The organism is Pseudomonadota bacterium, assembly GCA_039196715.1.
Classification (GTDB): Bacteria; Pseudomonadota; Gammaproteobacteria; order CALCKW01; family CALCKW01; genus CALCKW01.
This window is the reverse complement of the sequence record JBCCUP010000041.1, coordinates 26545-41096: the sequence shown is the minus strand read 5'-3', so window position 1 is coordinate 41096 and position 14552 is coordinate 26545. Positions and strand designations below refer to the sequence as shown.

General features: G+C 64.0%; 13 protein-coding genes. 2 read left to right on the top strand and 11 right to left on the bottom strand.

The window, feature by feature from the left end:
• Positions 1 to 345 precede the first annotated feature (345 nt).
• The 7 genes from AAGA11_14355 to AAGA11_14325 form a co-directional block, all read right to left on the bottom strand.
• Positions 346 to 1266 carry an endonuclease/exonuclease/phosphatase family protein gene (locus AAGA11_14355; protein MEM9604045.1) on the bottom strand — a complete coding sequence of 307 codons (921 nt, stop codon included), beginning with the start codon at positions 1264 to 1266 and terminating at the stop codon, positions 346 to 348.
• 77 nt (positions 1267 to 1343) lie between these two features.
• A complete protein-coding gene (locus AAGA11_14350; protein MEM9604044.1) occupies positions 1344 to 2645 on the bottom strand; it encodes a type II toxin-antitoxin system HipA family toxin in 1302 nt (433 codons plus the stop codon).
• Positions 2642 to 2998, bottom strand: coding sequence for a helix-turn-helix transcriptional regulator (locus AAGA11_14345; GenBank protein MEM9604043.1), 357 nt, complete (start codon positions 2996 to 2998; stop codon positions 2642 to 2644). Before AAGA11_14345 ends, AAGA11_14350 begins: the two co-directional genes overlap by 4 nt.
• Positions 2999 to 3151: 153 nt before the next feature.
• The gene (locus tag AAGA11_14340) at positions 3152 to 4297 is read right to left on the bottom strand and encodes a hypothetical protein (protein ID MEM9604042.1); all 1146 of its coding nucleotides are present in this window, start codon (positions 4295 to 4297) and stop codon (positions 3152 to 3154) included.
• The gene (locus AAGA11_14335) at positions 4297 to 5208 is read right to left on the bottom strand and encodes a cyanophycin synthetase (GenBank protein MEM9604041.1); all 912 of its coding nucleotides are present in this window, start codon (positions 5206 to 5208) and stop codon (positions 4297 to 4299) included. The genes AAGA11_14340 and AAGA11_14335 overlap by 1 nt, the downstream gene beginning before the upstream one ends.
• Positions 5209 to 5217: 9 nt before the next feature.
• Positions 5218 to 6048 carry a hypothetical protein gene (locus tag AAGA11_14330; GenBank protein ID MEM9604040.1) on the bottom strand — a complete coding sequence of 277 codons (831 nt, stop codon included), beginning with the start codon at positions 6046 to 6048 and terminating at the stop codon, positions 5218 to 5220.
• A gap of 320 nt (positions 6049 to 6368) precedes the next feature.
• Positions 6369 to 8933: an FAD-dependent oxidoreductase gene (locus AAGA11_14325; GenBank protein MEM9604039.1), complete on the bottom strand. Its 2565-nt coding sequence runs from the start codon at positions 8931 to 8933 to the stop codon at positions 6369 to 6371.
• Positions 8934 to 9199: 266 nt separating this feature from the next.
• Between AAGA11_14325 and AAGA11_14320 the strand changes: the two genes are divergently transcribed.
• Positions 9200 to 10486: a hypothetical protein gene (locus AAGA11_14320; protein ID MEM9604038.1), complete on the top strand. Its 1287-nt coding sequence runs from the start codon at positions 9200 to 9202 to the stop codon at positions 10484 to 10486.
• Positions 10487 to 10628: 142 nt separating this feature from the next.
• Here AAGA11_14320 and AAGA11_14315 read toward each other — a convergent pair whose 3' ends face one another.
• The gene (locus AAGA11_14315; GenBank protein MEM9604037.1) at positions 10629 to 10925 is read right to left on the bottom strand and encodes a hypothetical protein; all 297 of its coding nucleotides are present in this window, start codon (positions 10923 to 10925) and stop codon (positions 10629 to 10631) included.
• A 282-nt stretch (positions 10926 to 11207) separates the two neighbouring features.
• Here AAGA11_14315 and AAGA11_14310 point away from each other — a divergent pair, with 282 nt between their 5' ends.
• Complete coding sequence (locus AAGA11_14310; protein MEM9604036.1) at positions 11208 to 12023, top strand: transposase; 816 nt, start codon at positions 11208 to 11210, stop codon at positions 12021 to 12023.
• A 175-nt stretch (positions 12024 to 12198) separates the two neighbouring features.
• Here the strand turns inward: AAGA11_14310 and AAGA11_14305 are convergent, their stop codons facing one another.
• The 3 genes from AAGA11_14305 to AAGA11_14295 all read right to left on the bottom strand — a co-directional run bounded on the left by AAGA11_14305 (position 12199) and on the right by AAGA11_14295 (position 14532).
• The gene (locus tag AAGA11_14305) at positions 12199 to 13341 is read right to left on the bottom strand and encodes a DUF6531 domain-containing protein (GenBank protein ID MEM9604035.1); all 1143 of its coding nucleotides are present in this window, start codon (positions 13339 to 13341) and stop codon (positions 12199 to 12201) included.
• A gap of 251 nt (positions 13342 to 13592) precedes the next feature.
• Positions 13593 to 14078, bottom strand: coding sequence for a hypothetical protein (locus AAGA11_14300; GenBank protein ID MEM9604034.1), 486 nt, complete (start codon positions 14076 to 14078; stop codon positions 13593 to 13595).
• A 34-nt stretch (positions 14079 to 14112) separates the two neighbouring features.
• Positions 14113 to 14532, bottom strand: a complete 420-nt coding sequence (locus AAGA11_14295; GenBank protein ID MEM9604033.1) for a GNAT family N-acetyltransferase — start codon at positions 14530 to 14532, stop codon at positions 14113 to 14115.
• Between the last annotated feature and the right edge of the window lie 20 nt (positions 14533 to 14552).

The window sequence follows — 14552 nt, the reverse complement described above, 5'->3', positions numbered from 1 at the left end:
GTGGGAGCGCCAGCGTACGCGAAGCGTGCCTGGGGCGAATAGGAGTTGCACTGATCGCAACGCCCTGTTCGCTATCGCATCGCCGCATCGTGCTGCGCAAGGATGCGGCTCCCACAGCGAGGGCGCGTGTTGCTGCGCAAGGATGCAGCGCCCGTAGCGTGACGCGATCCTGTGGGAGCGCCAGCGTACGCGAAGCGTGCCTGGGGCGAATAGGAGTTGCACCGATCGCAACGCCCTGTTCGCTATCGCATCGCCGCATCGTGCTGTGCAAGGATGCGGCTCCCACGAAGAGGGCACGCATTGCTGCGCAAGGATGCGGTTCTCGCGGCGTGCGGTCGTGCCGTGTCAGTCGGCTCCGGCGTTCAATGCGTAGTCCGCGGCGATGGGGTAGTGGTCGCTGGGCCAGACGCCGTCCCACCGCTGCCTGAGCACCCAGGGCCCGTGCTCAAGTGTGGCGCCCGGGGTGGCGGCAATGTGGTCGATGGCGCCGAAGAGGTTGAGGCCCAGGTTGAAGTGGTAGGTCGACCCGGCGATATCGGCAAAGCGGAAGCCGGCGTCACGCAAGGTCGCGACCACGTCCGAACCCAGTCGTGCGTTGAGGTCACCCACCAGGAACACGGTGTCGCCCTGTTGCACCCAGCTGCGTGTGCGCTCGACGGTCAGGGCGGTGGACGCACGTCGGTTGTGTCGACTGGAGAAGTCGTAGTGGACGTTGACCACGCGAAACCGCTGTTGGGTGCTGTGCTGCTCGAACGCCGCCCAGGACGCGAACGCGGGGTAGCCGCCGTCGAAGCTGCGTGAGTAGATCCGGTCGGGCGTGTCTGAGAAGAAAAACCACCCCTGGTCGAGCAGCGTGAGGCGGTCGGTGCGGTAGAGCAGCGGTTGTGTGGACGGGAAGCGGCGCCAGTCGCCGACCGCCGCGGCGGCGTAGCCGGGGTTGGCGGCCAACAGCGCGCTACGCGCGAGGTTGACGCTGTCATCGTCACTGCCGCCGAACGACTCCATCTCCTGGAACGCCACCACGTCGGCGTCCAGCGCCTTGAAGGCGGCAAGGGCGGCGTCTTTGCGTGCGTCCCAGTGGCCACGTGACCACCGACCGCTGTCACGGTTGAGCCAGATGTAGTGGATGTTCCAGGTGGCCACTCGCAGTGCGCTGCGATCGGTGTGTGGCGGTGGGGCGTTGGGCGGAGCGCTTTGGCAGGCCGCGAGCACGCTGCAGGTCAGCACAGCCAGCAGCGCGTGCCCCCAAACGGAGTGTGTACGCATGGGATCGGTGTTCACGCAGGGGTAGGGAGACGCGCTCGACTATACCCGCTCTGTCCTGCTGCCCGTGTCGCTGGGTATCAGGAGAGCCAGCGAAAGCTGCGGGCGATGCGCGCCGCGTCCGCCGGGTCGACGCCGGCGTCGCGCGCGTGTCCGGGCCAGGCGCCGAGGGCGGAGAGTGCGTCTTCGATGAGGGCGTCGGCCTTGCGTTTCTTCAGGTTGGCGTACGCAGCGAAGCGGACCAGGTCGTCGCGCGTGAAGCCGCGTCGCTTGCCGTTCAGGCTCATCTGGTGCTGGCTGGTCCAGGCACCGTCCGGGTTGTAGGCGTAGGTGACGTCGAAAGCGGGGCTGAGCCGCCAATCGCCACGGCTGTCCATCAGGAAGGCAATGTTCTTGACGTGGTCGTCCTGGTTGCGCGCCAACACGTTGAACACCGCACGCCTCACCTGTTGCTCGACATCCAATGCGGGCAGGCCAAGCTGCCGAAGTGTCTGGATCGCTTCCTCGTAACTGTTGCTGCCGGCGGCGTTGAAGTCGAAGTGGCGCATCGCCGCCAGCGACTGCATGTGCCACTTGGCACCGTCATCTCGCCGGTCGAATCGCCGGGTCATGAAGTGCGCCCGTCCCCCTTCCTCGAACAGCCGTGATGGGCTCATGTCGATGCCCGCGTCGGCGGCCATGCGCGCGTAGGCGTATTCGATTCGGCCGAATCCCTGTGGGTCGGCCAGTTCCTTGTCGCGGTTGCCGTGGACCCCGTCAAATTTGACCAGCCAGTGTTGGTAGCCGCTGTCCGCGGCGACCTGGCCGGAGCGGAACGCGCCGGTGTCGGGGTGCCAGGCCAACACGGCCTTGGCGCGCGCCCCACCGGCGCTGGTGCCGACGCGCAGGATGTTTTCGATGTCGGTTCGGTCGTCGTGGCCGCCGAGCGCGCCGGTCAGCCCGAGGCGCTCGTCCAACACGCGGTTCGCCAGTGTGACCAGCCCGTCAAGCGCGATGCGGCGCCCGGCCCGCCCGTCGAGCCCGATGGACGGTTTGAATTCCAGTGCACCCATTGCCCGAGAGCCGATGTAGCACAGACGCTCGACGGGGTTGAAACTCGCCGGCGTGCGGCCCTGCTCGGCGAGCCATGCGTTGATCAGGGTGTTGCCAAAGCGGTCCGGCAAGCAATCGGCAAGCAGGCCCGGCAGACCGTGGAAGCTCTCGCGCGGCAGGGCGGTGAAACGGTAAGGTGCGGTGCGCAGCGGCATGGTGAGCGGTGCGACCTCGATCGCCGACGCCGCGAACGCAGGGGTGTACTGAAACACGCCGTGCTCGCGCTCCGCGTCCCAGCTCACGCCCGCGATGCGGCGGCCCCACAGCTCGACCCAGGCCGACGTGCTCACGGCGCGTTCTCGTCGCCCCAGTGCCAGGCGACGGTGTCATCGGTACTGCCGCGGCTGGCGCGCTGGCGGGCGGGTTTGCGGGTGAGTTGCTCAAGTGGCCTCAGCTCGGGCGGCGTCAACAACGTTGACAGCGCGTCTGTGAGGCCGAGGGCCAGTGCGACGCGCACGTAGGATTCGAGTGACACGCCCTCGCCAGCGGCCATGCGGATCACCGTGCGGCGCGAGACCCCGGCTGTTTGCGCGAGGCTCGCCTGGCTCACGTTCTGGGTCAGCCGTTCGGTGTCGAGGCGCTGGGTCAGCGCGCTGACCACACGGTCGATGGGAGCAGACTGGATATCAATGCTGTGAGACATATGTGGCTCAAGAGTGCTTTTTTCACATTTTATGTGTCTATTATGGCTCAATAATATAAATCAAGTAAAATGCCAAAAATGACTCCAAATTTGAATAAATAGATACTAAAGAGCCTAAATCGGCTCATAAATTCAAGTGATGGGCAGGTGTGGCTACAGCGCGGCGCGGTAGCGCAAGTACACCCCGGTCAGGGGCACCAGCAGTGCGTAGAACAGCGGCAAAGCCCACGTTGGCGACAGGCCACCGAAGACTGTCAGGGCACAGGCAAGGTAGCCAACGCCCAGGGCCAATTGCGACCACTGGCTCTTGGCGACGATGTAGGCATGGGGCTGCTCGAGTCGGGCCAAATCGAAGAAACGCTTGTTGAACACCAGCCGAAACAGCGCCGTGAGGAACGCGATGAGCACGATGACAACGTAGCTCCAGGTGGCTCCGCCTGCCAGATCCACGGCGCCACGCAGCCCCCACGACGCCGCGTAGCCGAGCACAGCCAGCACGTAGATCCGGTGCGGCGGCGCCGTGTCGAGCCGGTTCTTGATCAGGTAGAACACCACCGACAGGACCGCGGACAGCACCACCACCAGGACGCCGAGGTTGGCGATGTTCTGGTCGGCGAGCGCGTACAGGGTGATGACCCAGAAGAAACTCTCGGCGAAGAGAAACACGCCGTCGACGAGGAACACGGCGCGCGATCGGTGGCGGTCGCTGAAACCGACCAGGTCACGCGGACGGCTCGCCGGCACGCGGGTGTGAGTCGGCCAGCTCAGGCGCAGGCTCGCCACGGTGGTGACCAGGCCCAACACGACCGCGACAGTCAGCACGCTGCCCGCACCGGCCCGGTCCCAGAGAAAGCCGCCGCAGAGGATGCCGACCTTCAGCAACACCGTGACCAGAATCTGCGCATTGCCGAAGCGTCGGCCGGTGTTGTCCGGGCCGGTGCATTCGACAAACAACAGGCGCTGCGTCATCCAGTAGAAGCAACCGTAGGCGCCGTACAGCGCCGCGGTGAGGGGTGTGGTGGCAAACTCGGGGTCGAACACGGTGGCGGCCACCACGGCGAGCCACAAGACGAAGGAGGGCACCACCAGCACGGGGAAGGCGTGGCGCGCGCGAAGTGCGTCCCACGCCAGCAGGCAGGCCGCGTAGCTGAACCCGCCGATGGCAATGAACACGGCGATGTCGGCGAGCGATTGGCCGGCTTGCCACAGCAGTGCCGGCAGGTAGAACGGCAACAGTCCGATCAGCAGGGCGTGGGCAGCGGAGAACTGGTAGAAGCGCAGCGCGCTGCTGCGGGGCATCAGAAGGTGTGCGGTTGGTTCACAGCCAGTTGATCCAGCTCGGCGTAGTAACCTGACAGGTCGTGCTTCTTCCCGTAGCGCGGGTAGTCGTGCATCTTGAGGTACGGCCGCGAGTTCACTTCCAGGACGATGCAGCGCTGCGTCTTGTGACTCTCCTCGATGCCGCGCTCGAATATCACGTCGATGCCGAGGATGTTCGCCTTGAACAGCTCGAGCACGTGCAGGAACAGCTCGAGGTTGTCCGGGTGCACGGTCTCGCTTTCGATGGCGTGGACGACGCCGCCCGGGGCGAGCGCGACCCGGTGAAAACACTCGACACGCTCACCGTCGGCCGGCACGCTGTCGAGTGTGTGGCCGTGCTTTTTCAGGTGTTTGACCACCAGCTCGCCTTTGCTGATGGGGAACATGCCCCCGTAGAGCGCCATCGATTCGCGTATCGCGTTCTCCGCATCGATCAGCGCCGAGACCGTGTCGCGCCCGTTGCCGATGACGAACGGCGGGTAGCGCTGGATCACCGACATGATCTTGCCCTTGACCGTCACCACACGGTAGTTGGGCCCTTCGAGGTACTGCTCGACCACGGTTCGCGGCCACCAGATCCGCGCCAGTGCCATGGCTTTCCAGAGGTCCCGGAAATTGGTGATCGGGAAATAGCTGCCGCGGGAATAGCCGCTGACATTCGGTTTGATGACCAACGGAAAGCCGTGTTCCTTGGCGAACCGGTGGGCCTTCCACGGGTTGAAGAACACCAGCCCGCGCGCGTGCGGCACACCGCCTTCGGCGAAGCGGGTGCGGCCCTGTTCCTTGGAACGGCAGCTGCGGCGCACCTCGAGGTCGTTGTAGTTGCTGCAGCCGTGCATGTAACGCTCGCTGATCGCGGCGTACACGTGCTTCTTGAACCACTCGATCACACCCGGCCCCTAGCGTGTCAACGGCAGCATCTTGTTGCGCCGGGACAAGCGCCACTTGCGAAAGAAGATTGATCGCGTGGCCTGATTTCGCGGGATGCGGCGGGTCATGTGGGCCAGCGCACGCGTGGTGCGACAGACCTCGCGCACACGCTGTTCCCAAGGGGTGTCGGCGTCGAGCACGTGCAGGGGCATGGGCACGAAGAGGTTGACCTCGATGACGTGGAAATCACCGTTGATCAGCTGCTCGATCGTGTCCGCGCGTACCCCGGCACGCGCGATGACCAGCCGCCCGAGGCTGCGCATGTGCTGCCACAGTGCGTCGAGTTGTGCGTCGTCCAGCGACGCCGTGATGTCGTGGTAGGCCGTGTTCGGGTGTTTGACGCTGTTGATCGGATAGCGCTCGGCACAGGGGTTGGTGGCTTCGGCGACACCAAACACGGCCGGTCGACGCTCGTCTTGTGCCGACAGCACCCAGAAAATCTCGAACTCGCGTGCACCCGGCGCGGCTTCCTGAATGATGTGCGGCATCTTCCGATCGATCGCGTGGGTGCGGATCGAGGTCAGCATGGCGGCGTCGTCGGCGCGCTGGATGCCGTGGCCGTTCTGGCCCCACTCGGGCTTCACGAACACCGGGTAGCTGAAATCGGTGTCGACGCCGTTGTCGAGGCACTGCCGCAGCCGCCATTTGCTCGGGATCAGCTGATCGATGTCGAGCTTGGAAAAGTAGCCCTTGTGCGGGTTGAAGTGGGTCGCGTTGAGCTGAAAGTAGCGACTTGGGTTCGTACGCAACCGAGCGCAGTAGGCGATGTACGACACAACCAAGAGAAAGCGAAGAATCACGCGAGATCAGCCCTGTTAAAACCCGTCTGCCGACACGGTCGTTTGTCACTGCGCACCCGCGCGCCGGTTTCGCGGTACGCGGCGGGTGCACACAGCCTGCTGTGCCTGTCCCCCTGTCGGGCCCCGGTCACGGCCGCGACCCGGGTACCCCGGTGGGACGCACACGCGCAAGCGCACACGCGATCGCGCTGGCCACCCCCTATGATAGCGCGGCAGGCGTTCTTATGACCGTCGAACTCTCGCTTAGTGTGTAAGTAGTAATCCGTAAACTGTACGCCCGGCAGCGCAGCCGGTGCTGCGGGCGGGCTGTCGGCGCCGTCTCACGAGCGCGGCTTGGCGTGTTCCGGGTCGTACAGGGAACCGTAACCGATGGCGTCCACGCGCACCGGGTAGGTGTCGCCCATGTAGTCCATGTGCAGGGTCCGGCCGACCTCGCAGTAGGCGTGTGGCAGGTAGGCGAGCGCGATGTTCTTGCCGAGGGTCGGGCCGAAGGCGATCGAGGTGGTGTAGCTCCGTCGGCCGAGTGCATCGACCAGCACCTCGCCGCTGTCCGGGTCCATGATCGGCAGGTTGCCCAGCGGGTAGCGTTTGACACCGTTGGGGTCGGTGTTGTCGATCATCGAGAGCGTGCAGAGCATCGCCGGCTGGTGGTCCCGCGCGCGGTGTTCGAGGTAGGCGGCCTTGCCGCGGAAATCCGCGTCCTTGACCTTGGGGCGGGCAAGGTCCGCCTCGAGCAGGTTGTAGTCGGTCAGCAGGTCGGCGTTCTGCAACCGCAGGCTCTTCTCCATCCGCCGTGTGTTGGCGTAGGTCTCGATGCCGACGGGCGTCACACCCAGGCCGTGGATCGCATCCCAGAGCGCGAGGCCGTCGGCCATCCTGAAATGCAACTCCCAGCCTTGCTCCCCGACGTAGGAGAGACGCAGTGCCATCACCTCGACCCCGCCGAGGGTGATATGGCGAATCGCGGCGAAGGGGAAGGCGTCGTTGCCGAGGTCCGCCGGGTCGGCGGCAATCTGCTCGAGGGTCGTGCGCGCGTTCGGTCCCCAGACGCCGATGCAGCCGTAGTCCTCGGACGTGTCCGTGACGGTCGCGTCGAAGCCCTTGTCCTCGATCAGGCGCCGCGTGTAGACCATGTCGCGGTGGCCGGCGTCGGCGCCGTCGATCACGCGGTAGTGGTCCTCGGCGAGCCGCAGCACGGTGAGGTCGGCCATCACACCGCCGGTGTCATCGAGGAAGTGGGTGTAGACGCCCTTGTTGATCGGCGTGGTGCCGCCAACCTTGGCCACACAGGCCCACTCGAGCAGGGCCTCGGCGTCCGGCCCCTGTACGTCGAACTCGGCAAAGTGGCAGAGGTTGATCATGCCGACGTCGTCGGAGAGCTTCAGGTGTTCGGCGTTCGACACACGCCAGAAATGGCGGTTGTCCCACTCGTGCTCGCGCACCGGCACGCGGTCGCCGTACTCGGCCAGCAGGTGTTCGTTGCTCGCGTAGCCGTGCGCGCGCTCCCACCCGGCGAGTTCCATGAAATGCCCTCCGAGCGCAACCTCGCGCTCGTGGAACGGCGGTTGGCGCACACTGCGGCCCTTGGAGTACGGCTCGCGGTCGTGCACCGCCGGGTTGTAGATCTTGAAGGCCGATTCGTAACAGCGGTCGGCGATGTACTGTTCCTCCTGCTGAAACGGGTAGAGGCGGGCGACGTCGATGCTGTGGTGGTCGACGGCGGTGCGCCCGTCGGTCATCCAGTCGGCGATGACCTTGCCGGTGCCCGGACCGTCTTTCACCCAGACCGCGATCGCGTGCCAGAGACCGCGCACGGCGGTGGATTCGCCGATCGAGGGGCCACCGTCAGCCGTGACCTGCAGCAGGCCGTTGAACGAGTACTTCTCGTCGTAGCCGAGCTCCGCGAGCGCCGGGGTGAGCTCCATTGCGCGCTCGAGCGGCTCGATGACCTGGTCGAGCTCGAGGTCCCGCTGTGACGGTGACAAGCGCGCGTCTTCCTTCGAGAGGAGGTCGCGCGGGTGGCACATGCGCGGGTCTTTCTCTTCGTAGTAACCCCACTCGAGTTGCCCGCCCTCGGCGGTGGTCGGATCGCCGGTGTCACGCAGGTAGGCCGAGTTGCCCTGGTCGCGCAACAGCGGGTAGCCGATTTCCTTGCCCGTGCCCTCGAATTCCGTGTAGGGGCCGAAGAAGGTCAGCGGGTGGTCGACCGGCATCACTGGCAAGTCCTCGCCGGCCATCTCGGCGATCAGGCGGCCCCAGAGGCCGGCGCAGTTGACCACATAGTCGCAGAGGACGGTACCGCGCGAGGTCTCGACGCCTTTGATCCGCCCGTCTTCGATCACCAGCCCGGTGCAGGCGGTGTTGGCGAAGGCGGCAAGTTTGCCGGTCTTCACACCCTCTTCAACCAGCTCGCCGGCCACGGTCTGCGAGCGCGGCGTCACGAGCCCGGCGTCCGGGTCCCAGAGCGCGCCAGTGATCATGTCTTCCTCGAGCAGGGGGAACTTCGCCTTCGCCTCGGCCGCGGAGATCATGGTCGCGCGTGTGCCAAATGCCTTGCCCGAAGCCACCTTGCGCTTGAGCTCACCGAGCCGTTCGTCGTCCCCGACGCGCGCCACCTCGAGCCCACCGACCTTCGCGTAGTGGCCGCGCTTCTCGAAGAAGTCGATGCTGTAGAGCGTGGTGTAGCACGTGAAGTTGTCGTGTGCGGTCGCGTAGCAGAAGTCCGAGGCGTGGGCGGTTGAGCCAACGTCGGTCGGAATGGCGGAGGTGTCGATGCCGACGATGTCGTCCCAGCCGCGCTCGATCAGGTGGTGCGCAACCGAGGCGCCGACGATACCGCCCTGACCGATGATGACGACCTTGGCGCGTTCGGGAAACGTGGCCATGTGTTTGACTCCGCAGGCAATTTGAGCGAGCCGGGCAGCCCTGGGCGCACCGCACTCGAAGGTGTGCAGAGTATACGTTCAGCCGCCAGAACCGCCGACACGGCGCTGATCGCTTATGCGGCGTCTGCCGTCGTTGGGGCGACGCGTGGGTGGCCCACCTGGTTTGCCACAGGTCCGTCCAGTCGGGGTGCAACAGCAACCAGTGCGGGCTGTAGACTGTGGCCAGTGTCGCAGTGCGCGATTCACGGCCTGCCAAGGAGGTGCGGGTGATTGAAGATGCCCTGAAATCCACACGGACGCTGCATCGGCTGATTATGACGGTGTCGTTGGTCACGATCGTATTTGCGCTGTCGGTCGAGCGGCCTGCGGACACAGCTCGCCAGCAAGCGCTAGTCAATGGGCTGATTGGCCTCGACCTGAGCCCCTATGACGCGTTCGTGGCTGAGAAGGTGGAGTCCGCCCGGGAGGCGGTACTGCAGCCCATTGCCGATCAGATCGCCAAACACTTTGACGAACAAGCGCACCTTGTTTTCGGACTCGACACCTTGGCGGCGGCTTTCGCAGAACCGATCCACGTCGGCAAAGTGCTGGTCGCGGACACGGTGCTGAGCGAGGTCGACAACGCCTCGGTGATTTCACTAAACGCGTTGAACGGGCTGTCGCTCACAGCGAATGCGCAAGTGCTGGTGCCGCGGGTAGACGGACTGCTCGACGAGATTGATGCCTTTATCCGAGACAACCCAGGTGCGGGTCGTCGGGTGGCGGGAATAGACTTGGCGCTGACAGATTTTTCCTTCGTGGCGGAGTCTTTCTTGCCGGGCGAGTCGGTCACGGTCGGGCTGCACTTCGAGTTGCTCGACGCGGTGCGTGTTGGCGGGGTTCCCGTGTTCAGCGCGAGCTTCGAGGCGGACATCATCGAACTGGAAAACAGCGATTTTGTGACCTGGGTGCGTTCGCAGTCCTTTGACGACACAGTGGTGACAGTCCGAGGCGACGAGCTGGTCTTTGCGCCAACGTTGGCGGACGACGGCGGCGTGCTTCGCACCGACAAGCTCGGCGTGCTGTCACAACGCCTGGCCGACAACCTTGCCGCGTCCAGTCCGACGGCGCGGTCAGTGTCGATCCTCGGCACGACAATTCCGGGCAGCCTTGCGATCTTCGCTTCGCCTCTGATCCTACTGTCGTTGTGTAGTTACTTCTGTGCGCACACGCGGCACCTCACGCGCATCGTCGACCAAGAGCCCGCGCTCTTCACCACATTCGCCTGGCTGCCGCTCAGCTTGCGTGGGCGATTGGAACTGCCTTGGACACGGCAGCGTATTCTCGTGTTCGCGGCGGGAGCGTTTGAAAGCCTTGTCAGCGCAGGTGCGTTGCCCGCGCTTGCGTTGGGCCTGCTGTTTCTGCGACTCAATGCTTTTGGCAACCTCTCCGCCCTGAACATCACCGTGCTGCTGGGCGCTGGGCTGGGTGTGACTTGCGCTAGCCTGCTGACCTTTGGCAATGTCTCAGTATTGCATTCCGCGCTCGAACAGCACGATGTCGCGGAAGACTAGAAAGTTCAAGACACCCGTCCACTTCAAGTTTACTGAAGCAACTACGACTCCCTTTTTTTCATGCGCAAATCCTGCGATCACTTTCCAAAAAACGTGATTGAATTCAGTATTAGAGCAGTGACGTATCGGAGAATTGCGCAGTTCACTTTGGGTCATTGTCATCAAGATAGAGCTTGACGCTGATCTTGATCATCTGATGATCGGACAAATAGCGATCATGCAGAACTAGATCAGATGACCGCATAATATACTGTCTGCTGTCCTTAAATTCTGGGCGGTCTGCCGCAACAATGGCTCGATCGAAAGGCGATTCACCAAATTGCGAGCTCCAGTATGTGGGCCCGTCTGTATTGTTTAGATCGATAAAGCCACTGTCTACAAATGTATCAATCGCAGGCTCACGATTGTCGAGAATATTATCAAAGTTAAAGACACCCACCCTTGGCACACAAACGCAACGATGCTGGCACGGGAAGCCGGTTGTGCGTGTGTCGCTTGAGCGATCGTGACATGTCACCACTGGCAGTGTTGTACAAACACACGTCCACATCCTCTAACGACAGAAGCAGTGCCTACACCACGCGCACAACTGATTTCCCTTTCTGACACGCCTTGGTACCACGTGGTGTCTCGCTGCGTTCGCAGGGCGTTCCTGTGCGGCGAGGATGCGTACTCCGGTCAGGACTACGAGCACCGCAGGCCGTGGGTTGAGAAGCGTGTTGTGGCGGTTGCCCGTGTCTTCGCCATCGATGTCGCTGCCTACGCCATCATGTCCAACCACTACCACCTGGTTTTGCGCGTCGATCTCGAGCGCGCTGCTACCTGGAGCACAGACGAGGTAATAGAGCGGTGGCATTGGCTGTTCACCGGCTCGCGGCTCAGTCAGCGGTATCTCCACGCACGAAACACCCTGACCAGCGGCGAAGTGACCCACGTGCACGCCTGTGCTGTGGTCTGGCGCGAGCGCCTGACGGACATTTCCTGGTTCATGCGCTGCGTGAACGAGCCTATCGCACGGCGCGCCAACGCAGAGGACCACTGCACTGGCGCTTTTTGGGAAGGCCGGTTCAAGAGCCAGGCACTGCTCGACGAGGCCGCAGTGCTATCAGCGATGGCTTATGTTGATCTCAACCCCGTTCGCGCCAAGCTCGCTGATACGCCCGAGACAAGTGAGCACACGAGCATCAAGCGGCGAATAGAAAAAGCGAAGGACGGCAGCATTCCAGCCGAGCTGATGCGGTTTCAGGGAAGCGCGAACCGAGACAAGCCCGACGGTATTCCCTTCGCGCTCGAGCACTACATCGAGCTTGTCGATCTCACAGGTCGTGTCGTGCGCAACGGGAAACGCGGGGCCATTGACGAATCGCTACCGCCGATCCTCACACGCCTCGGCATTGACGCGGATACCTGGTTGACCATTGCAACCGAGTTCGAAGGGGCATTTCGGAACTGGGTCGGCACCGAAGAAGCGATCCGGCAAGCCACGCGCAACGTGGGAAAAACGCGCAGTCGATCGCCGCCGCTGATCGCCGCCTGACCTCTAACCAATCAAACATAACCCGCCGCGGCATCGCGGCTGCTTGCGTTGGTCGCTGTTTGGCCACACCGCAGTTCTGACTGTGACAGACAAAGAGAACTGCGCTATCGCACGAACAACAACACTCTTTCTTAGGTTTGCGGGGACTAACTCAGCAAAAAAATTGCACTGCCTACTAACGGTGCCTGTCTAATTTATTGTTGACGATGCCGGTCAGGTAGCGTTGGCCGCTCGCCTCGTAGGTGTAGCGTCGACTGCGGTTGTCGGGGTAGGTGACTTCGCTGATCACGCCGTTGGCGTCGTACGCGTAATTGACAGTGTCGCCCGTGGCGCGGGTGAGCGTGGTGACACGGGCGTTCGCATCGAGTGAGAGCCGCAGCGTCTTGCCATGGGCGTCGCGCACCACGATGGTGTCGGCGCTGCGGGTCAGCGTGACGTGGTAGCCGCCCACCTCGGTGATGCGCGTCAACGCGCCGGAGGCATCGTAGTGCTCGGTCTCGTTCTGCGGGTTGCGCAGCCGCCAGGTGCCGTCGGACGCGCGCGTGAGTTCGGCGTTTTCCGCGTTGAGCGGCCGCCACACGGCGTTGTCGCCCTGGCGCAGGTAAAGCGCCTGGCGACCATCGGGGCGCGTGACAAAGATGTGGCCCGGCAACGAGGATTCGTCTTCGTAGCCGGCTGACCATGTGAAGAACAAGGCGCGTGAGTAGGTGTGCGTCCATCGGCCGTACAAGGCGTCGAGCACCGGCTCGGCCCCGTTTTCGCCGCTGACCGCACGGTGGCGGTAAAAGCGCGTGAACTGCAGCAAGTCGCTGACGCGGTAGTCGGTCTCCCGTTGAATCTTGGTGCCCGAGGCGAGGTGGATCGGGTTGCCAGTTGTGCAGCCCAACTGGGGGTTGGTCACCGACTCGACGGGACCACCGGCCGTACCAACACTGCACAACTGCGGCTCACTCGCACTCGACCAGCGCAGTCCACGGTTGCCTGGGCAGTACGCATTCTCTTGCAACCGAATGCGTCGACCGGTCTCGCATTCGCCGTCCCAGGTCCGTTTCTCGTGCCCGCGCGCATCAATCGTCGTGGTTTGGCTAGCCCATCGTTTGAAGGTAGTGCCAAAGTGGGCACAGCTGTCGCTGATGCGTTCGCCAGGTGTGCCGTCGTAGTTCACCCGCGGCGTGTTCCCGCCTTGCCAGCCGCGTGGGGGATCAATCAGTGGCGAGTCCGCGTGCGCCACACCAACACACAGCGCCACCAGCAGGGCCGACAGGCTGGCCGTCCGGGCCAGGCGGAATTCACGAGAGGACGCGCGAGCACATTGCATGGACTGCAGCTCCGGTAACACGTTGATGGGGAACACCAGCTACCGGACCAACTGCGCAGACCGCTTACCTCGCGCACACAGGAGCTAGCGGCACCCTAGCGCACCATGCGGCGACGGCTGATAGCCCAGTTGGTCCACCGTGCGCGAATACCGCAACATTGGTACAGACGCACCAAATCGCATGTCGGTCGTGTTACAAAGCTGGTACGCCGCGCGGCCGGCGGTGGACCTTGTGCCCGGTCGGGCTCGCCTCAGGTGGCGCGAAAGCGCGCGACCATGGACTCGATCTCGTCGAGTTCGGCGCGGTTCAGCTCGCGCTCGTAGGCGCTGTAGGTGACGAACACCACGGTGTTGTCGACACCGAAGTACCAGGCGCGCCAATGCACGCCGGTGTCGCTGAACACGGTGCGGTAGGCGATGCCATCCGCCATTGGCATGGACTCGAGGGTGGCGCGGCGGCGGATGAAGGGCTCGGCCATCTTGTTGATGTCAGCCTCGGTGACCGCGCCACCCGTCTTGGACACCGTGCTGATCTGGAAGGCACCCACCATGCCCTCGCGCTGGATCGAGTAGAGCGTGTCGTCGAAGAAGGCGTCGTAGGCCGGTGCGATCGGCATGCGCCAGTCGTCGGCGACGATCTCGCCGGTGAGGACCTCGCCCTTGAACGCCGTCGAACAGCCGCTCACGACGAGCACCGCCAACGCCGCCAGCACCCGAACCCCCGCTTTGCTCACCATATCGCTCTACCGTTCTGTCGGTGGGGCCCTGCCCTCACACGAATTTGCACATGCCTTTGCCGAGCGGTTCGCCCGTGCGCTCGACGTAGCCGGCGCGGGCGTAGAACGCCTCTTTGCCGCGGGCCGCCAACAACCCTACCGTGGCACCGGCCGGCGCGTCTGTACGCAAAAACCGCTCGATCTCCTGGAGGATTTCGGCGCCGATCCCGAGGCCTTGATACGCGGGCGCGACGGCGAGGTCCTGAATGTAGAAGTACAACGCCCCATCGCCCACCACACGGCCAACGCCAACGAGAGTCTCGCCCTCGCGCACGGTGACGCAGCAGAGGCCACAGTCGAGCGCGCGTTGCGCCACAGCAGTCTCCACACGGCCCCAGCCCACAGCCGCGCGCAGCGCCGCAAACTCGGCGGCGTCGGGGGTGTCCCGTCTGAGGGTGAAGCGCGCGGTGTCCACGGTGGAGCCCTTCGGTCGGC

Coding starts and splice junctions, on each gene's coding strand:
- AAGA11_14355 (MEM9604045.1), bottom strand. CDS start 1,266: ATGCGTACACACTCCGTTTGGGGGCACGCGCTGCTGGCTGTGCTGACC.
- AAGA11_14345 (MEM9604043.1), bottom strand. CDS start 2,998: ATGTCTCACAGCATTGATATCCAGTCTGCTCCCATCGACCGTGTGGTC.
- AAGA11_14340 (MEM9604042.1), bottom strand. CDS start 4,297: ATGCCCCGCAGCAGCGCGCTGCGCTTCTACCAGTTCTCCGCTGCCCAC.
- AAGA11_14325 (MEM9604039.1), bottom strand. CDS start 8,933: ATGGCCACGTTTCCCGAACGCGCCAAGGTCGTCATCATCGGTCAGGGC.
- AAGA11_14305 (MEM9604035.1), bottom strand. CDS start 13,341: ATGCAATGTGCTCGCGCGTCCTCTCGTGAATTCCGCCTGGCCCGGACG.
- AAGA11_14300 (MEM9604034.1), bottom strand. CDS start 14,078: ATGGTGAGCAAAGCGGGGGTTCGGGTGCTGGCGGCGTTGGCGGTGCTC.